Annotated in this window: 17 protein-coding genes; 1 reads left to right on the forward strand and 16 read right to left on the reverse strand. The window is 47.9% G+C overall.

Going from position 1 to position 20,192, the window contains the following annotated elements:
- The 14 genes from G5367_RS07910 to G5367_RS07975 form a co-directional block, all read right to left on the reverse strand.
- On the reverse strand, positions 1-134 hold a 134-nt coding region (locus tag G5367_RS07910), incomplete at its 3' end, for an NAD-dependent epimerase/dehydratase family protein (RefSeq protein WP_421294176.1).
- Position 135: 1 nt separating this feature from the next.
- Positions 136-1,065 carry a UTP--glucose-1-phosphate uridylyltransferase GalU gene (galU, locus tag G5367_RS07915; RefSeq protein WP_213388787.1) on the reverse strand — a complete coding sequence of 310 codons (930 nt, stop codon included), beginning with the start codon at positions 1,063-1,065 and terminating at the stop codon, positions 136-138.
- A gap of 26 nt (positions 1,066-1,091) precedes the next feature.
- The gene (locus G5367_RS07920) at positions 1,092-2,117 is read right to left on the reverse strand and encodes a glycosyltransferase family 1 protein (protein ID WP_421243932.1); all 1,026 of its coding nucleotides are present in this window, start codon (positions 2,115-2,117) and stop codon (positions 1,092-1,094) included.
- Positions 2,105-3,943 (reverse strand): glycosyltransferase family 2 protein, encoded by a 1,839-nt coding sequence (locus G5367_RS07925; protein ID WP_421243933.1) that lies wholly within the window; start codon positions 3,941-3,943, stop codon positions 2,105-2,107. The genes G5367_RS07920 and G5367_RS07925 overlap by 13 nt, the downstream gene beginning before the upstream one ends.
- A 270-nt stretch (positions 3,944-4,213) precedes the next feature.
- Positions 4,214-5,116 (reverse strand): glycosyltransferase family 2 protein, encoded by a 903-nt coding sequence (locus tag G5367_RS07930; protein ID WP_213388790.1) that lies wholly within the window; start codon positions 5,114-5,116, stop codon positions 4,214-4,216.
- 95 nt (positions 5,117-5,211) lie between these two features.
- Positions 5,212-6,378 carry a nucleotide sugar dehydrogenase gene (locus G5367_RS07935; RefSeq protein WP_421243934.1) on the reverse strand — a complete coding sequence of 389 codons (1,167 nt, stop codon included), beginning with the start codon at positions 6,376-6,378 and terminating at the stop codon, positions 5,212-5,214.
- A gap of 35 nt (positions 6,379-6,413) precedes the next feature.
- On the reverse strand, positions 6,414-7,088 hold the full coding sequence (locus G5367_RS07940; protein WP_421243935.1) for a glycosyltransferase family 2 protein: 675 nt from the start codon (positions 7,086-7,088) through the stop codon (positions 6,414-6,416).
- 28 nt (positions 7,089-7,116) lie between these two features.
- Positions 7,117-9,330 carry a glycosyltransferase gene (locus tag G5367_RS07945; RefSeq protein ID WP_421243936.1) on the reverse strand — a complete coding sequence of 738 codons (2,214 nt, stop codon included), beginning with the start codon at positions 9,328-9,330 and terminating at the stop codon, positions 7,117-7,119.
- Between the two features lie 17 nt (positions 9,331-9,347).
- Complete coding sequence (locus tag G5367_RS07950; RefSeq protein ID WP_421243937.1) at positions 9,348-10,361, reverse strand: hypothetical protein; 1,014 nt, start codon at positions 10,359-10,361, stop codon at positions 9,348-9,350.
- A 270-nt stretch (positions 10,362-10,631) separates the two neighbouring features.
- Positions 10,632-11,834 (reverse strand): sugar transporter, encoded by a 1,203-nt coding sequence (locus tag G5367_RS07955; protein WP_213388795.1) that lies wholly within the window; start codon positions 11,832-11,834, stop codon positions 10,632-10,634.
- A 15-nt stretch (positions 11,835-11,849) separates the two neighbouring features.
- Complete coding sequence (locus G5367_RS07960) at positions 11,850-12,500, reverse strand: ABC transporter ATP-binding protein (protein WP_213388796.1); 651 nt, start codon at positions 12,498-12,500, stop codon at positions 11,850-11,852.
- A gap of 11 nt (positions 12,501-12,511) precedes the next feature.
- Positions 12,512-13,312 carry an ABC transporter permease gene (locus G5367_RS07965; protein WP_213388797.1) on the reverse strand — a complete coding sequence of 267 codons (801 nt, stop codon included), beginning with the start codon at positions 13,310-13,312 and terminating at the stop codon, positions 12,512-12,514.
- Between the two features lie 65 nt (positions 13,313-13,377).
- Entirely contained in the window at positions 13,378-15,186 is a 1,809-nt protein-coding gene (locus G5367_RS07970; protein ID WP_421243938.1) for a polysaccharide biosynthesis/export family protein, read from the reverse strand.
- Positions 15,173-15,547, reverse strand: coding sequence for a hypothetical protein (locus G5367_RS07975; RefSeq protein WP_213388798.1), 375 nt, complete (start codon positions 15,545-15,547; stop codon positions 15,173-15,175). Before G5367_RS07975 ends, G5367_RS07970 begins: the two co-directional genes overlap by 14 nt.
- A gap of 1,233 nt (positions 15,548-16,780) precedes the next feature.
- On the opposite strand from G5367_RS07975, the gene G5367_RS07980 reads away from it, so the two are divergent.
- Positions 16,781-17,305 carry an acyloxyacyl hydrolase gene (locus G5367_RS07980; RefSeq protein WP_421294108.1) on the forward strand — a complete coding sequence of 175 codons (525 nt, stop codon included), beginning with the start codon at positions 16,781-16,783 and terminating at the stop codon, positions 17,303-17,305.
- Positions 17,306-17,477: 172 nt separating this feature from the next.
- Here the strand turns inward: G5367_RS07980 and G5367_RS07985 are convergent, their stop codons facing one another.
- The gene (locus tag G5367_RS07985; protein ID WP_421294110.1) at positions 17,478-18,974 is read right to left on the reverse strand and encodes a C69 family dipeptidase; all 1,497 of its coding nucleotides are present in this window, start codon (positions 18,972-18,974) and stop codon (positions 17,478-17,480) included.
- Between the two features lie 462 nt (positions 18,975-19,436).
- A complete protein-coding gene (gene maiA / locus G5367_RS07990) occupies positions 19,437-20,072 on the reverse strand; it encodes a maleylacetoacetate isomerase (protein WP_005344739.1) in 636 nt (211 codons plus the stop codon).
- Positions 20,073-20,192: the final 120 nt, after the last annotated feature.

Genomic DNA, 20,192 nt, shown 5'->3' on the forward strand with positions numbered 1-20,192 from the left:
TCGGCCAGGGATTCCAGATTGCCGGCATAGGTGAGTTTATCGAGATTGATAACAGAATCTTGGGTATCACGGATGATATGGCGCACCACGGCTGAGCCGATAAAGCCGGCACCGCCGGTCACGAGGATTTTCATATTAAACACTAGCCTTTTCGATTTTTTGTGAGGTCAGGGAGTTGATATAGTCAGTCACAAACTGACCAATTTCATGGTGCCTCATGCCATAGGCAATATTGGCCTTCATATAACCAGCCTTATTGCCACAGTCGTGGGACAGCCCTGTCATATGGAATGCATCAACCGTTTCTTGCTCAATCAACATGGCAATCGCGTCGGTCAACTGGATCTCATTACCAGCTCCGGGAGGCGTCTTTTTGAGCAAGGGCCAGATATTATTGCTCAACACATAACGACCAACGACGGCCAGGTTGCTGGGGGCTTCATCAATATCCGGTTTTTCAACCAACCCAGTGATGGGTGCGGATTGACCTGGCTGTAACTTGACCTGATTACAATCAGCTATCCCATATTTATCGGTATCAGCCAGTGGCACGGGCTCAACCATTACCTGGCTTTGTCCAGTCAACTTGTAACGCACCAACATGGCAGCCAAGTTTTCGGTGTGTTGATCGGCAGTATATTCATCCAGAATGACATCGGGTAAAACAACGGCGAACGGTTCGTCACCGATGACCGGATAGGCACACAAAATGGCATGGCCCAATCCTTTGGCTTCTCCTTGACGCACATGCATGATGGTCACATCTTTCGGACAAATATTCTGAATCTCGTCGAGCAGCTTTCGTTTAACGCGAGATTCGAGGGTCGCCTCCAGTTCAAACGAAGTATCGAAATGGTTTTCGATAGCATTTTTTGAAGAGTGGGTCACCAGTACAATCTCTTTGATACCCGCTGCCACACACTCATTGACCACATATTGGATCAGCGGCTTGTCCACGATCGGCAGCATCTCTTTCGGGATAGCCTTGGTGGCAGGCAACATTCGGGTGCCAAGACCGGCTACAGGTATAACAGCTTTTCGCACTAAAAAATTATTATTAGGCATGTATTATCTCGTGCAGGTTATAGTTATCAGTTTGCCAAAGAATAAGCATATAGTTTCGCATTATTGGCTAGCTCAGCTCGTTTCTTTTCTTTATTAATCAGTAATGTTATTGCATCAACCCAGCGTTGGGGGTCGTTCTCCAACAGAATGCCGTTGATATTTTGTTCGATAAAATCGTTATAGGGAGCGCAATTGCTATATACACCCACAGCGCCCATTCTGACAAAGTCATAAAATTTTACGGGACCACGTGCCAAATTAAAATCAGATTCAAGCAGCGGCGCCAATCCGATATCCAACTGATGGGTCTTGGTATACGCAAGATAATTTTGCCAACTCATTGGATGCAGCACTGAAACTCTTGGCAGGTCGCGATAATGTTTATAGATATCATGCTCGCCAAAAATTTCAAAGCTGGCACTAGGGCAGGCTTCCAATACCCCCTCGACGATTTGCCGCAGCCAGTACTTCTCTTCCCGATGAGAGCTTGAACCATGATAAGCTATTCTCACTGGTTTTCTTTTTTCAAGAAGTAATGGCGATGGTTTTGCGGAAACTATTTCCGGGTTAAGGTGGGAATATTTTTTAGCCAAATAAGCTGTAGATACCCAGATATCATCACAATACTGCGTGATCCATCGATGTTGAGCCGCCGAGCGCCTTATTATCTTGCTGCGATACTCTTTGGGCAGCGTAGATAGCGCCATCGGATCAAACAGATCGTCATCCATGAAATAAACTATTCGAGAGCATCTGTCGATATATCTTTCTATATGCTGTTGCCACTTCGGAGAGATAAATCGAATAATGACCAGAGCAGATCCTTCCGGAATAGGTATTTCAGGGGAAAAAAGAATGTCAACGCATTGACATCTTGCATCAGGAAATCGACTGGCAATAGCCGATTCAAAATAGGCCAACGTAGGGGATTTTCCTTCATGCAATATAAACAATCGCTCACTGTCAATTTCAGAGTTTTGCTGGCTGCCATAACTCTGTTTATTGAGTTTAAGATAGGGCTTGAATAGTTTCCTGCGAATTAATTCATCCATGGCAACACCATATTAGGAGCTCTGCTTAGAGAGAAATCAGGACGTTCATAACTCAGGTTGGGGTTATAGGCAGGATCGTGTTTAAGCACACCATCCCATCGCGTTCTCATATATCGCAACTCAGATTTTGCTCGTCTCTGCTGTTGTTTTGATACATCTTTACCACGGGAAATAGACTCATGATGATACAGTTCAGCAAAGGGCGTCCAGACTACTCGCCAGCCGGCCTCTCGGACTCTGAGGCAATAATCGACGTCATTAAACGCTATCGGCAAATGCGTTTCATCAAGTCCACCGAGCGCAATATATAAATCTTTATGAGTCAATAAACAGGCAGCCGTCACAGCTGACAACTCTTGAGCACTGACAGCCCGCCGCTGGTATCCGGGATCGTTTCCGGACAAACCATTATGAAGGTGATCTGCACAACCGCCAGGTCCGACAGCATCGCCGGCATGCTGGATCAATCCATTTCCGTAATAGAGCTTTGCACCGACGACGCCCACACCAGGGCGCAATAAATGGGAAACCATTTCATCCAGCCAGTCAGCGCTGATCACCTCGGTATCGTTATTCAGCAAGCAGACCAGATCACCACGTGCTTTGCTTACCGCCAGGTTATTGATGGCTGAATAGTTAAACGGATGATCATAAGAAATCACCCTGACGCCATAAACCAGTTCGATATGGGCAAGGTAAGCAAGGGTCTCCTCGTCGTCGCTCTGATTATCTATCACCATGACATCCATATTGGCGTATTGCGTCTTGTGGATCAGGCTTTCAATACAGGGGCGTAAATGAGCGAGACCATTTCGGGTGGGGATAATCACAGAGACCAATGGCAATTGCGTTGGCAATGGCCAGTGCCAACGACATATACCATGAGGTGCAGCCCCAATGCTCACTCCTGATGGCAGTAAATTCTCTTTCGCTTTCAGTGAGTCATAATCATTTGAAAGCAACGCACTTGCAGGCAGATGCATCATCAATGACGGAATATGGGCAATCTGGTTTGGCTCACACTGTTGTGCCAACTGTAGCCACCACTGATAGCATGCCGCCGCATCAAAGGGGATTTGGCTTGCGCCTTGTTCACGCCACAAGCCACACCAGCCAATATAGTTTTGGCTCTGCAGCAGTGTTTCATTCCAGTCAGGTTTAAAGTTGGGAGAGTGACGTTTGCCTCTCTCGTCAAGCAGGTCGTGGTCCCCGTATAGCCATAAACAATCCGGATCCTGGCGTAACTGATGGGCCACCCAGAATAGGGCGCTGGGGGACACCAGGGCACCCGCAGGCAACGCCCACTGCCACTCGTCGCCAGGCTGACTGGGGATATCTGAGGATGCGCCATGCTCCTGTAGCCTGATATGACTTGCCGGATAACAGAGTGCCTGGATGCTATCCAGGGTCTGCTGGCGACTCTGCTCACTCTTTTCGCCAACAAGATGAAAACAGACACGTGGCAATGAGTCCCAACGTGCCAACAGGCGTTCAATCAGCTTGTACTCTGCGGGTTCCAGAGCGTCGAAGTTTGCCAGCCACTCTTCATAGCTATCGAGCGGCTTGTCGTCACGTACTCTACCGACAAGTTGGTAAGCCTGCTGCAGATCCGTGAGCCACAAATGCCATGAGAGACCCAATCTCTTGCGTTTGGTGTTCGTCAGGCGTCGATAAAAGGGCAAGACCCGGCGCAATCGACGCCAGATACTCTCAGTGGGAGAGACACAACGAAGCTCGCTAATCTCTACATGGCAATCCGCCCCCTTGCTGCTGGCCAGCAAAGAGAGATTGCAGGCTCCCGAGGGCAGATAGACCAGCTCCTGCAAGGTGCCACGGCGAGTGACCGGCAACACTTGTTCGTGCCATCTCCCCTGCCCGCACTGCCAGCACAGACGAGTCTCCCCTCGTGGTTGGCTCGCCACGATTGTCCCCCTGATCAGGAGCCAGCCAGAGTGGCACGAAAAAGCGTCAGGCAATGCCAGAGGTTGCCAATGACCATCGTTATACATATATGAATTTACAACCTGAGGGGACATTGAAATAGTCCGCCACATCAGTGACAGACCATGAAGAATAGAATTAATAAGTAACAGCAGTTATTTAATCAGCTTTTTAATGCTGCTCGCTAACCAGGAGTGATTGGACACCTCTCTTTCTGCAGGCAGGGCGGCTAATTGTTCACTCAGTGTCATCATCTCGGCCTTCACTTGGGGGGCCAGAGCAGCGGCCAGCAGACATTGCTCGTCATTGCGATCATGCGCCTGAAAATAAGCCTTATGTTTGACTCGATTAGCCGTTGCCGCACTACCACGCAAATGCTTCCCAAGCAGGAACTCTTCCAATGATTTAACTGCGTAATGGTTGACTCGTATGCCATTCCAGATGACCTGAGCACTCACACCATTACCGTGTTTGGCATGTAATGCCATATCACTACCATTGGCATCGATATAACGTCCATAACGCAAATTGGCAAAATGGGGGTTGAAAAAGCTGTCAACCCGGGAGGGGCGCACAATACTCTTGAAGTTGTGGTTCACATTGAAACCAAGGGGGGCACGCTGCGTGAAGCGTTCAATCACCAGCCCCTCACCTGCAAAGGTCTCACCATTGGAGCCAAAATTAGACCAATTCAATCCAACGGCACTGACACTATTATCTGCAAACCATTGTGTGACCACCGGACGCAAATCATTTGACTCCAATGGCAACAAAAACTCGTCAGCATCGATAAATGCCAACAGATCTACATCACGCGGGCAAGTGCGCAAAATTTTATCGTATGCAGGTAACTGCGGTTTCTGCAGCCCCACAGTTGGATGGTCAAATACAGTAACCACCCCTAATTTGGCCAGAGAGCCGAGCAGTTCACGCGAACCGTCGTTACTCCCATTATCTGCAATAATAAATCCACTGACACCGAGTACCCGGTGAAAAGCGATCCATTCGAGCAATCCATCTATTTCATTTTTGACAATTGCAGCAATAAATAATTTCAAGGCGGGTTCTCAATCAGGATGAAAAACTGCAGGATTATACATCATGATGCCGGGGCTGGGAAAACAGACCCCAGCCCCATACGCTATTGCAGATATCAGTCGGAACCGAATAGATCCCTGGTGTAAACCTTGTCCGCCATATCGCTCAATTCAGCGGCCATCCGGTTGCACAAAATCACATCACTCACAGCCTTGAACTCGTTCAAATCGCGAATAACACGAGAGTGGAAGAAATGCTCCTCCCTGATAGTCGGTTCAAAGACCACCACCTCGATGCCTTTCGCCTTGATCCGCTTCATGATCCCCTGAATGGCGGAGGAGCGGAAGTTGTCCGAGCCAGCCTTCATCACCAGACGATAGATACCCACTACCTTGGGGTTGCGGCGAATAATGCTGTCGGCGATAAAGTCTTTGCGGGTGGTATTGGCATCGACGATGGCGCGGATCAGGTTGTTGGGCACCTTGTTATAGTTGGCCAGCAACTGCTTGGTATCTTTGGGCAGGCAGTAACCACCGTAACCGAAGGAGGGGTTGTTGTAGTGGCTGCCGATACGGGGATCCAGGCCAATCCCTTCGATAATCTGGCGACTGTCGAGACCGTGAGACTGGGCATAGGTATCCAGCTCGTTGAAATAGGCTACCCGCATCGCCAGATAGGTGTTGGCAAACAACTTGATCGCTTCCGCCTCAGTGCTGCCCGTCAGCAATACCGGAATATCCTGCTTGATGGCCCCCTCTTGCAACAGGTCGGCAAAACGTTGGGCCCGTTCGCTGCACTCCCCCACCACGATACGGGAAGGGTGAAGGTTGTCATACAGTGCCTTGCCTTCGCGCAGGAACTCAGGTGAGAAGATCAGATTCTCGGTACCGAGCTCTTCGCGCATCCGCTCGGTAAAGCCCACCGGAATGGTGGACTTGATCACCATCACCGCATTGGGGTTGATGCTCATCACATCGCGGATCACCGCCTCGACAGTACTGGTATTGAAGTAGTTGGTCTCGGGATCATAATCGGTGGGCGTGGCAATAATCACAAACTCGGCCGCCTCATACGCTTCGTATTTATCAAGCGTCGCTTTAAGATTTAGCGGCTTGTTGGCCAGATACTCTTCCAGCTCCTTATCGACGATGGGAGATTGACGGCAATTAAGCAGTTCGACTTTTTCTGGCACCACATCCAGTGCAATGACCTGATGATGCTGGGCCAGCAATACCGCGTTGGAAAGACCGACATAGCCGGTGCCAGCAATTGTTATATTCATAATAAAAATCTCTATTTATGAAACCATCTAAAACTTTATTTTTTCATCCAGTCTCGTGTTCTAGAAAAATAACTTTTATCTCTCGCCATCTGCCCTAAAGTTGACTCAGAGTGTTCAACTATCAATGCATTATCAAGATAAAACATCTTTTTCCCATTCAAGCCACACCACTTTGATAATTCACTATCTTCACTGTGAACAGCCTCACCAAAATTAACTTCATCATAAATTGACAATGGTGTAAATCTGGCAAAACCACCGACATGCTTAACTTCTCTTAATGTATAGTATGTATCTAAATTTTCGCTATATATAACCTCTCTGGCAACAGCTTGTGGCCCGCCAAAGTTATTAATTAATCCTACAGGGAATGGTGAAAATACAGCTTCAGGGTAATGCTTATGCACTTCTATAGCATGTTCGAAAAAGTTATCACTTTGAATTACAGCATCATCATCCAGTTTTAAAACCAGGTCAGATTTAAATAACTTTTTGTATTTATTAAGACATTCACCAATAGATATTCTTTGCTCTTGAATAAGAATAGTACTACCGATGTAATTTAAAATATCCAATATCTCTTTCGAAACTTCACATGCATTCAAAATCATTATGTGATGAATCCGGTCTTTGTGCTTAGATAAGGATATCAATGACTTTTTTAGATAAAAATCTCTACCACAAGTCACGGTAATAACATCAACAATCATTTATTTCCCCTATAGCGAGTTAGTAACTTTAAATATCCCAATTGGCTTTATTAAAACACAAGCTTTTTAATTCAGTGTCCGACCACTGATTTTTCTTAAACATCAGTTCAAATTCGGTACTCTTTTTATCGCTTTTACGCATCCCGTCAGTGGCTTTTTGCAATTTATGGTAGACCACTGCCTGGCTGGTATAGAAGATCTTCATTCCCAGCAAGTGGCGCAGATAGTCACACATAATCCGATCCGAGCGATAGTGGCGACCAAATTCGGCATCCAGTCCACCAACCTGATCGACGATCTCGCGGCGCATATAGGTGCAGAAGAAGGGGGCAAAGCTGATCTCCACCTGCTCCCCGTCGTGCAGCAAGGGTACCCGAGCAATATTCTTGTGATGCTGCGAGAGGTTGACATCGCAATCTATGCCGGGGTTGGCAAACGGCACATGGGTCGTAATGGTCTTGGTATTGGCAAACAGTACCTGACGAGGAACCACCAGACCGATATTGGGATCCTGATAGGCCAGTTGCTGCATGGCTACCAGTGCGGTACGCGTCAGCAAGGCATCGTTGTTAAGCAATACAATGTCGCTGCCGGCCTTGGCCGCCTTGATCCCCTGATTCACCGCATAGGTAAAACCGGCATTAAACTCATTTTCGATATAGGTAATATCAAACTCTTTGACCGCCTGCTCCCGCAAATAGGTTCTGACTGCCATGGCTGACGCATTGTCGACCACTATGATATCAACCTGCTTGCTATCGTAATACTTGCGAATGGAAGAGAGACAATCCTGAATATCCTCCAGCGATTCATAGTTCGGGATAATGATGGTGACGTGATGTGCCAGTTTTGGCTTGGGCAAGCGATGCTTGACCGGTTCGCTCTGGCCATAACGCAACAGGGCCCGCCCCTTGATAAATTCACGGGTATTGTGCTGTTCTCGCACAATATCGATATATCCATGTAGCGTGTTATCATTGGTGATGGCATTTTCTGCCAGCTCATAAAAATAGTTGGAGAGGATCACCGGCACCGAAATAATGGTGAATTCACTGCTGATCTTGAGGATCAGATCCCAATCTACAAACCGCTTCAACTGGGTGTCAAACATTCCCGTCTTTTTAAAGACCTTCTTGTTATGCATAAAGCAGTTCAGGTCAATATAGTTACGGTTTTCCAGCAGACCCTTATTGAAACTGGCAAAGCGGATCGCAAACGGTTCCGGATGCGTGCCACGATAGAGATATTGGCCAGAATAGGCAGCCTGGGCATGAGGGCTCTTGTGCAGGGCGGCGACCATGGCGCTGAGGTATTCAGGTTGCCAGGTATTGTCGGAATCCAGATAAGCAATCAGCTCACCTTTCGCTGCCCGTAAACCGATATTACGAGCTTCAGAGACGCCAGAACGACCAGGCCCGCGGAGCAGACGAACCCGTTCATCCATAAACTCCTCAACCACCTTGATGGTTCCATCCGTACTGCCATCATCGACAATGATCAGTTCAAAGTATGGGTACGTTTGTGCCAGAACAGAGGTAATGGCGGCAGGAATGGTATCTTCCCGGTTGTATGCCGGCATGATGATGCTGACTAACGCATCGAGATTATTTGTTTGGGTATAGGTGACCAGCGAACGACGCGTATTCTCCATCATGGCGAAACAGCGTTTGTCCTCTTCCCGATAGGGGGCATAGATCATCGGGTTGACCATTGACTCGGCCAAAAACTCATCAAAGCAGGTAAACTTGCGATTATGCTGCCAGGAGGTGGTTGCCTGCTTGAGCAACTGCCCGGTTTTGGCATCAATCAGTTCTAGTTGATGGGTTTTACCATCGATAAATTCAGCAGGTACGCTCCAGCGAAAACCATGTTGACCATTGTTGATCTTGTTCTTGGCCAAATCCTCACGTTTGACATCGGCCAGTACTTTATACTGTTTACCATCTATGCTGATTAACGCTTCACGGGGGGCCGGATCACCGATTTCGGCCAGCCAGCCATAGAGTTCGCCACTCCCGCCTGCTTTCAGGTTGAAATCACCGCGGATAGCTTTATTACCGACAGGGGCTGGCTTTGCTGCACTCTTGGCAATTTGTGCCGTGTTGGCCGCTATTTTATTTGGGTCCATAGGATGACGGCCGATCAGTTTACCGATTTTTTGATAATGCTGATACGGGTCCATGCCGGACAGTTCGACATCTTTATAATTATTCAAATACCATTGAGCATCGAAGTTATTCATTTTTTAATCCCGCAAAATTAGATCGTTCTGCCTTCATTCTTGCCAAACATGAGATAATGTAAAAGAGGATTGACCCCTTCTTGTTGTACGTCGGGATACCTCGCTAAATAATCATTTCCGTCAAAACGCTCACTGGGAGTCAAACCCACTTTAAAACCTATGGTCAAATAATGCTCGACCGGAGAAATGGAAAGTTCATCAATCTCAGGACAGTTTTTTCTATACCAGTCAACGCTGAACAAGCCTGAGTTTTGAACAACCTCGGCATGCTGACGTAACATACTTTTGGTATTTTTCTTTTTAAATTTGTTACTCAATGCACGTGCGGGAGCTGCCGCTTTCCATGCAAAGGAGGCTTTCAGTTTATCTAGCTGTTCCTTGTATATAGACAGTTCATTATCTTTAGCCAGCAGCTTCCGCTCTTTTACTTCTAAAATATTACTAAGTTTAGCCAGCTCACTGAATCTGACATTCAAATTATCTTGCAAATTTGTTAGCTGGGAGGAAAGTGAATGATTTAACTCTTTCTCTTTAACTAATTGAGACTTAAATTTACCGAGTTCGTTCTCAAGTTCCTGCTTGGTCTTGTTGTGTGACTGTTTCAATAGACCAAGTTCTGACTCAGCTTTCTTTAATTTTGTTTGAGATATATCTAAAGCCGCTTTAGTCTTGCTGAGTTCACTTTTACAACCATCCAGTTCAAGATGACTCTTTTTCAACTGTGCAGCACTCTGTTGAGCGGTCTCATCAGATTTCAAGATCAACTTGCTGAGCGTGGCCAGTTCAGCGTTTCTAGTTTGATGATCTTGTTCAAGCCCCTTAATGCGGGCCTTCAATGCCACATTATCAGCGGTGAGTCGAGCTGACTTGCCTTGACAGATCTCTAATTGAACTTGCAAGGCAAACGAGCTCTCATTTACTGTATTCAGAAGGTTATCTTTTTCAACTAAAGCCTGTTTCAGCACTGCCAGCTCATTTTTAATTTCGTGCAATGAGTTATTATTTGTTACTCGAGGTATTGTTTTTCGCATATCCCATGCTCTTGTTGGTTTAACTTATAGTGAATGGATATCAACTTGGAAAAAGATGACATCCTCTCTATCTACTACCAATAGATTTGCTGCCATGGTAAATAGATACTTTTCCCAAAAAAACTTATTCCATAATCATGAAAATAAAATGTATAACTTGTTAGATTTATTAACTGGCGCTCAGTAGGTACCAATAACTGCCGAAAGCATTAGGTATGCCCTGATTTCAAAATATATCAAAACTCCAATGTCATCTTTATCATGCAGTGATTAATCCTGGTGCTCACGTAATGTCGCTAACCCCATCACGATCAGACCATAGAAGAGACAAAGCAGTACGCCCACGGTAGCAAGGTTATAGAGGCGACGCGGATATTCGGCATCTTCAGCCAACGTCGGTTGGGTAATTACCAACAGGTGCTTCAACTTGCGATATGCTTCAACCCTGGCCTGCTCCAGGCTGATAAGACCGGTTTTGTAGAGGTCTGCCGCCAGGGTCGCCTGGGTTTGCACATCCAGATAGCCGGCGGTGATTTCATTCATGGCGTCCTTGTCCTGGCCGGTCAGCTTGGCTCGTTCCTGCTCAAGTTGTCTGGTCAAGGCATCAACCCGGCTCTGTACCGAGACAACGGCGGGAGCGGAATCCTTCATATAGCTGCGCAGTTGTTTCAGCTCGGCCTGCTGGCGCACCAGTTCGCCTTCAATCTGGCTGACCACTCCCAAGCGTGCGCTACTGGTCGACTCTGGGCTGATAAGTTGATGGCTGTTTTGAAAGGCCAGCACCTTGGCTTTTTCATCTTGCAACCGTTGATAAGCCCGATCGACTTCCTTTTCGACAAAAGCAAGCTGATCGAGAGCCACCTGATGCCCCAACTTATTGATAAAGCGTTCTGACTCTTTAAGCATCAGGGCCACAACCTGTTGACCATATTGAGGATCAAATGTCTGCAACTCGATGGTAAGTACACCGGACAACTCATCAAGATGTAATCCCAGATGCTGGCGATAGTACTTGATGAAATCCTCTCGACTGACATCATCAGACAAGCGTGAAAAATAATCTGCCGCACCACTTTGGTAGTGTGATTTGAGGGCGAGCTCTTTATCCAGCTTGGCTAGCATATCCCATGATTTTAAATAGTCTTGAATTAACAGCACATCTTGATGATTGCTACCACCAATACCCAGCATGGACAAGGCATCGGGTAACATCTTGATTTGATCAGCTTGCTTGATGATCAACTCGGCACGACTGACATAACGGTCAGATGCCATGAAACCAAAATAGACTGTCGCGATCGCAAAGCAAACTACTACCCACAAGAAGCTGCCTAATTTGAGACTGCTTTGCCAAGAACGGTGAGCAATCTGATAACCGCTGGAGTCAATAAAAAACTGTTTAGGCGCTTTGCTTAACTTGCGCAACTTACGCACAAAGCGTGAGGACTTTTCTGATTTGATAAGTTGAGTCATGTTGAATTTGGCTTATTATAGATTCTGATAAATACGGATGGCATCGTCGATATTGTCAAATACTTCCAGTCTGCTATTACGCAACAGAATACCCATATCGCACTGCTGACGAAGGTTTTTCATATCGTGCGACACCATGATAAGACTGGCTGTCTCGCGTTTTTGATTAAACACATCAATACATTTCTGTTTAAAGCGTGCATCGCCTACCGAGGTGATCTCATCCGTCAGATAAATATCAAAATCAAAGGCCATACTGACGGCGAAATTGAATTTTGACTTCATACCACTGGAATAGGTTTTGATGGGTAACTCATAGTGCTGACCGATCTCTGAGAACTCCTTCACCCACTCTTCAACCGTCTTGGTATCCCGTACACCATGAATTCGGCAAACAAAGCGCGTATTCTCTCGTCCGGTCATACTGCCTTGAAATCCACCACTTAATGCTAACGGCCAGGATACACGGCATTGACGAATAACACGCCCTTCATTAGGCGCATCCATACCACCCAACAAGCGTAACAAGGTAGATTTACCAGCCCCGTTGACACCTAAAATTCCAATGTTACGATCCCGCGGCAATTCAATACTGACATCCCGCAGTACATAGTTACGGCCAAATTTTGTCGGATAATACTTGGTTACATTATCAAGAATGATCATATTATTTCACATTAACTGGAAATTAATCGACGATGATTCAAACGATAGCAGCTCATAGCAAATGTTAACAATATCAGTGTCACACTTGAAAAGTATACCCAGCTAACATTTGGACTACTGTAACCAGCAAGCCACCCACTTCGGATCAATTCAACTGCATGCACTAGCGGATTCCATAAAAACCAGTGTTGATACTGAGCAGGAATTGTCATAAGTGGATACATGACACATGAGATGAACATCAATGGCATCATCAACAAGCCGAGAAATTTATCGGCCTCTTGAAACAAATTACAAACCACACAAAAAATAATACCAAGTGAAAATGAAAATGCCATCAATAAGAAATAAATGAGTATGACTTGCAACGGGTCATCAGGGATAGCATCAAAACCAAACCACAAAAGTCCCATGACTAAAATACAGCCGACGATGATTCCAATCATGGTTTCAAGCATGAAGCGAGCAATAAAGGTAGAAAACGGCGTTACCTGTCTATAGCAGAACAAGCCCATATTGGCACTAACTGCTGATTGCAATTTACTGACGACATTTCTAAAAAAAAGAAAAGGTAAATAACTCGCAGTAATAAATAGTGGCGCAGGTGCGCCGCCAAAACCACTCGAACCTCGTAAACCAAAGATCAAACTAAATGCGCTTATCATCAACAATGGGTCTAGCAATGCCCAAGCATAGCCCAGCCGATAATTACCAAAACGGGTTTTAAGCTCACGAATAAGCAGGCCAAAGACAACATCTCGCAACACCTGCAGGGATGTGCGCGGCGTTTGATTAAGTATCGGTTTATTCATTATTTCGCTTTACCCATAGCAGACTCGCCCGTTGGCGAGTCTGCTTTTTCTCATCAAGAAGCGGCTTACTTGATTGCTACGTTAGCAGCCACGGCGATCTGATAGATAATTTGAGTAATATCCTTGACCGATTGCATGGTTTTGCTGTCGACCTTGGGCAACACCAGGATCTGATCACCAGGCTGGACACTCCCCTTATCTTTAAACTCCACCAACCCGTTGGCATGAACCACGGCAATCCGCTGGTCATTCGCACGTTCGGTGAATCCGCCCGCCCAGGCCACATAGTCATCGAGAGTCGCATTGGCGTTATAGACCACAGCCTGTGGCATCAATACTTCCCCACCGACCTGGATCAGGTCCGTTCTGTTCGGTATGACAATCTGGTCACCCTGTTCCAACTGAATGTTCGCAACAATCCCCTTGTCTGCGACCACCACCTTGCCAAGTGGCTGGATTTTTCTGGCTTTTTCGACAAAGCGCATCACCAGTTCTGCCTCTTTGGCACGGATCGCCGCTTCACCATCCGAGCTGGCAGGAGCAGTAAACACACTGCGTTCCAACCGGTTGAGCGACTCTTCCAACATCTCTTTTTGCCGCGCAGCGACACTCTTGCGCATCAGATAGATGGATTGGTAATCGGCAAGCTGTGGGTCAATGGGAATATGGTTGAGCAGCTCATGCAGCTTGGTCTGCTTGCGCACAGTGAAATATGAGGGCCCCATATAGCTACCTGCGACCTGCACATCATAAACCTGTGCATGCATGTCATCATTGAACAAGACTTTGTCACCATCCTTAAGCTGGAGGCTGGCAAAATCCTTGTAAGGTAAATAGATGGAGAATGGACCACTTGGACGGTCACCTATCACCCCGACATGACTCACCTTGGCAAGCGGCAGTGCGTAGTTGACCAGCTCCGAGCCTAGCGTATTACGCTGAGTCAACTCGAAACGGAAGGGATTACGAACCTTGCCCGCGACATTTATCATCGGGCCCTGTGGCTCTACCAGGATGACATCCTGATCTTTAAAAGAGAGCTTGGGCATTTTGCCCTGCTGCATGAATTCATACAGATCGATTTTTTGGATGACCTGGTTCTGGCGTAATACCTTTATTTGACGATAGCTGCCGCGCTCCGAGTCGATCCCCCCAGCCCGTTTTAGAAAATAGAGCACACTGTCAGAGGATTGACCCGCATACTGGCCTGGCCGTATTACCGGGCCAGTAACAAACACACTCACGGGAGTTGTTGTCAGCAGGTTGACGTAGATATTGACATTATTTGTAAAAACATCACCAATCCTGCTGGTCACCAGATTATTGACCTGGCTGGCAGGTACATTCTTGACATTGATCGGGCCGACATCAGGGATGAAGATATTGCCTTGATTATCTACCGTCACTACATTTGAAAAGTTGACGGCTCCCCAGATCCAGATATTAAGTTTGTCACCCGGAGCTATCAGATAATTGTCATTCAAACCATCACTGCGTTCAGTCTCATAGCCACCGGCAAACAGATTGGCGCCATAAGGAGGAGGTAATCCTGCCTCTGCCAGGGGCAGTAATTTTCGTACATCTGCCTCACCGGGTAACAACATCCCTTGACGATTCTGTTGAGTAAAACTCCCGGTCGTTGAACTTGTGTTTGCCTGCCCACTCAGTGCCGGTTGACCACCAAGCTGGGAGCCGCTGTTCTCAGCAGCTTTTCCTGAAAGGGTGTAACCAAATGATGATCCATTTGCTTGCGCTAAATCAGGTGCGGCAAGGGTCATGGTTGTACAGGATGTGCTGATGAGGAACAGAAGTGTGCCAAGCTGATATATTTTCATTTTTTTCAAACCATTTGCCTTCATTTTATTGCTCAGCAAGAAGGTTGCTGACAGAGGTCTGTTCCAGTTGAGGTATCAGATACCATTGTTCTTCAGTCTTGCATGCCGCGCGTCTTTGCGAGTGGCCTTGCACACTGTTAAACAACAACTCAACGCACTCAAGACCCAGAGCAGAAACATAACGTTGTCCCAGGGTATAGGTCACATTGTTTCTACTGAATGCTGCCCCCTGTGGCAGCGTATTCAGCGCCTGCTGCAGATCGGGAGGCATGACATGCAATTCGGTAGCAATCGAGGGGTTGACGAGAGGACGAGACGCTTCTACCTGCTTTGGCTCATATGCGCAGCCACCAACTTGTATGGCTAATGAAATCGCCAATAACCGGGTTGCATAATTCATGTGTCAATATTTTCCATGGAGTCAAATGTTAATCTTTTAAAACTTTACAGTCTTATGCTCTGGTAATTTTTTACCGATTTGCTGGTTATCTTTGCGACCCAAGAAGAACTGCAATATTCAGCATTACGAAGATTTTCATATCTTCTATATGCCAAAGTGGGCCATGAATTACCTCATTAACAGGTAATCAGTCAAGACTTGAAAAAGCGGTTGATACAAGCTGGATCAGCGTGATTTGCTCAATATATGAGCGTTTACTGCGTACATTGCAGAATGCTCTGAACAAATCGAGTAAAACGCGAATAGTTATGATGGATATCAGGCTGTACACCGTCTGTATTGCTCAGAGCAGTCATAAACCTCAAGACGGGTAACACAAATAAAATATTGCAAAGGTGTTACGCAAATGATGCCAGCATCTCTTGTTTGGCCATAGCTACCGCACAACACGAGGTGCAGGAAAAATTAGACATAGCTACCGCACGGCGATGACATCCTGCCGGATAAAAAGCATACAAAATGGATGTGAAATAAATACAGGAGGGACAAAATACGTGGACTGCCAGCTCAAAAAGCCAGCAGATAGATTATAATGTAAGCACCCAACCCGTGCATGAAAGCGTCACAATGTGACGTATATCATACTTATTCTCGTTTTTTTTGAATGCTACCAATAAGCCGCAATTGGGTCAACAATCAAAAATTCCACCTGCAATCCCTACCCGATGAAAAAATCAGCAAAATACTGTTTTTTAAGAATTTTTTATTTCATTTTTCATTGGCAAAAAATGTATTCACATGGTGTAAATAATTTTGATGATGCTCCAGATTAATTTAGAAACGTCTAAATTATTTCTCTTCCCCGCCAGAAAAAATTAATTTTTGTGAAGTCACAATATTGATTTTTCAATGAAAATGAAATAGGAAAAATCCGATTTACCCAGGAGGTCATATCCGACATCCCTCTCAAACTCCTCACCCTGCGCGATAAACCAGTCCACGCCAGCGAGCATCATCACGTCACATGTTACACATTTGTTCAAATAACGAACTAAGCCGGGATGCTGATGACCTCACCTTATTAAGGGCATCAACGCGATAGCCCATTTATCGACCAACATGTTTTTTTTTAGTTTTTCTGGCCGTGATTGACAGGGTTATTGTCCGTTGACTATGCCTGATATGTGTCCGATTGAATCAGTGACACAGGGTCACAACGACATTGGAGGGGGCATGGACGCTAACACTCTATCAAGGATCGGCCTGCTGGTTTCGTTGCTCACCAGCGCAGGAGCGATAGCCAATGACAATATTCTTACCCTGCAACTGGGCAAGGCATTCAGCAATGAAAAGCTCGACATCAAATTCGCCGACGCCAAGTTTCACCATATGTTCTGGCGCTGGGGAGACTCAAGCTGCCAATTTGGGCTGGGGGTGCGTGGAGGAACACTCAAGGTAGAAGATGAAGAGACCGCAAGACTGGGAGGCGGCGCCCGTATCGAATGCCAATGGGGTAACTGGGTGACCTGGATACCCGGCGAAATGGTCTGGCTCAATCAACATCAATTTGGCACACGCGGCCACGGCTTCAAGGATTATGGCGGCCCCTTCCAGTTCGCTCTGGGCATCGGTCTCGGCTACGCCATCACCAAGAATTGGCTGATCGGTTATCAATATGAGCACATGTCCAACGCCTATATGTATGACAAGAACCCGGGGCTGGACAGCCATACCCTCCATATCGAGTACCGTTTTTAGCCAGACAGGCTTTGTCGCTATCACCGGAACACTCTGCAAAAAAGCCTTCACTTCCGTGAAGGCTTTTCGTTATGCCGTCTTCTGATAACCGGGGTGGCAGTGAGAGGATCACCACACTCAGGAAATGGATGACGACACGCTCTGCCGCTTCACCACATCATGGGGGTGGCAATCAGTCCTTTTTCGCCTTGTTGGCGAAGAAGATATCGGCCTGAATATCCTGAGTGCGCACAGTGAAGATCTGGTTGGTCAGCTCTTCAGTCAACGCCTCGGCCTCCTTCATGACTCGCAGATTGAAGTCGTTGAGCATGTTGTTGGCAGCGGCCTTGTCGGTCTTGACCGTTTTCAGATAGTTGGCTTCCATCTCTTTCTGCTCTTTGGCGATCTTCGCCTCCCAGCTCTGGTAAGCCTGCTTCACCATGGGGGCCAGTTTGGGGTAATCGGTCATTACCAAAGTCTGCAGTTTGCGATATTTCCAGTAGATGGAGTCGCTGTCGGCCTTGTCGCTGCCCATGGCATAGTGGGCCGGATAGGCTTCCAGACCACTGTAGTAGGGAACGAAGGCGGTCAAGTCTGCCATGCCGAGTCCAACATAGGTCACCTCCCCCACCTCACGCGGCATCCAGGGGCGAACCTGCATCACATGGGACTCATAGGTACGAAACACACTGACAGGGCGCCACGGCTCCTGACCGTTCAGCCCCTTGCTGTAGGGATCATGCTCGGTACCGTCATAATGATTGCGCAGCACTGCCTTGACCTCCTCCAGCGTCATCTTCTTCTCGGGGGAGAGGGTGACCGGGAACTGGCGACCGGCATCCACCGCCTGCTTGAGCGAGGGGTTGAACATCTGCTGGATAGTCCAGACTCGCGGATCGTTATAGGTGCGGTCCCGCTCGTCATCGCGGGTATAGGCTTTCGAGAAGTTGAACGCCCCATCCTTTTGCGGATGGTAGAGCCCCTTCTCGGTGGCAAATTCGATCAGATTTTTCGAGCCCATCATGTCGGCACTGGCGGGATCGTACTGCTGCAGGCGGCCCCGATTACCGGTAGCGAAATAGTGATTTTTCGGCAGACGCTGCGCCATCCAGTGGTGGCCGGTGGCGGTCTCCAGATACCAGAGCTCGGTATCATCCACCACGGCGACGCCAAATCCCTCTCCTGCCCCTATGGTTTCGATGATGTTGCCAAGCAAGGCGACCGCCTCGCGTGCCGACGTAGACCGGGAGAGCAGCACATCGGGAATATCATCCTCGGTGATCCCCTTCTCTTCCACATAGGGGTCGAAGGCAAGCGCTTCGGGTGAGGCAAAAATAGACTCGGTACCGCTCACCCCGACCCCCTTCTCATTAAATCCGGTGGCGCCGTGCAGCTGGGTCTTCCAGTTCGGCACTGTGGTATAGCGCAGGGAGTTTTTCGGCAAGGGATAACTGAAATTATTGGCGCCGTTGTGAGCCTTGGAACTGTGAACGCCACTTTGCCCCTGCTTGGCCGGATGGATCACGAAATGCTGGGCTTTCAGGGCATCGCTGTCGGCGCTGCGGGCCACCATCATGGAGCCATCGGCGCTGGCTTCACTGCCGACCAGCAAGGTGGTACAGGCGAACGCCGACGAGAAGAAAGCAAGGTTGATGGAGAGTGCGACGACGCACTTTTTGAAGGAATGCATGAGATCTCCTTGTTGCACAGAGTGGTTGCAAATAAGCGGTGGCTCGCCAGTCAACCTGCCGCTGTCACAAGGGAGCTGCGCGGTGACACGGGCCGGGCAGTGCGGGCCATCAAACCGTAAACACGTAAAAAGCAGTGCGGATAAACCGTGGAAACCAGAGAGGTAGCCAAGGCCCCCTGATAGACGACCTGTTCGCATCTCTGCTTTCCGTTGTCCCGCTGGCGTGGCGATACTAGGCCCAATCAACTGACTTGAGTGTGACTGGCAGCCCAAAACACCAACAATAAAGACTCAATCGATGCAAAATGTTGATAAGTGTGACAAGCGAAGGATTATTGGCGACATTCAGCCGTCAACACGAAGAACACAAAGCACACAGAGAGGGGGAATAAAGAGATGAGGAGATGTGACGCGCGGGATGGCGTGTTGATGCCATCCCGCGATGTTCGTTAAGTCAGGTTGTCACTGCGCATCCGGCTGGTTGGCGGGGGCCGCCTTGATAAAAGCTTGCAGTTGTTCGCAGTTGGCGACGATGCGGCGGATGGTGGGGTAATCGTCCAGCGTCATGTCGTAGCGGCGGGCGTTGTAAACCTGGGGCACCAGCATGCAGTCGGCAAGAGTCACTTCGTTGCCAACACAGTAGACACCGGCGGTAGTCATCAACAGCTGTTCGAGGGCGGTGAAGGTCTCGTCAATCCAGTGGCGATACCAGCGGGCCTCCTGCTCGTTGTTGACCCTGAAGTGCTCTTCCAGATAGTTGAGTACCCGCAGATTGTTGAGGGGGTGGATATCGCAGGCGATCATGTTGACGATCTGGCGCACCCGGGCCCGCGCGTCGGGCGCTGAGGGCATCAGAGAGTAGGCGGGATAGATTTCATCAAGGTACTCCATGATGGCAACCGACTGACCGATCTGTACATCGCCATCCACCAGAAACGGCACCAGCCCTTGCGGGTTGATCCGGCGATAGGCCTTCTCGCTCTGCTCGCCTTGCCGCAAATTGATGGGGTGCTGCTCGTAGGCGAGCCCCTTGAGCTGCAACACGATCCGCACCCGAAAACTTGCCGACGAACGCCAATAGCCAAACAACTGCAACATAATCTGTCCCTGCATCTTATCTGGGCCCGAAGCCCGGCAGGTGCTCGCCACCTGCCTCCTTGTGTATCCGGCACCGGTTGAGGGCTCGTCGTGATCCGGACATATCCCGAATAGGTTTGC

Source organism: Aeromonas sp. 604282 (assembly GCF_049170575.1).
Taxonomy (GTDB): domain Bacteria; phylum Pseudomonadota; class Gammaproteobacteria; order Enterobacterales; family Aeromonadaceae; genus Aeromonas; species Aeromonas veronii_A.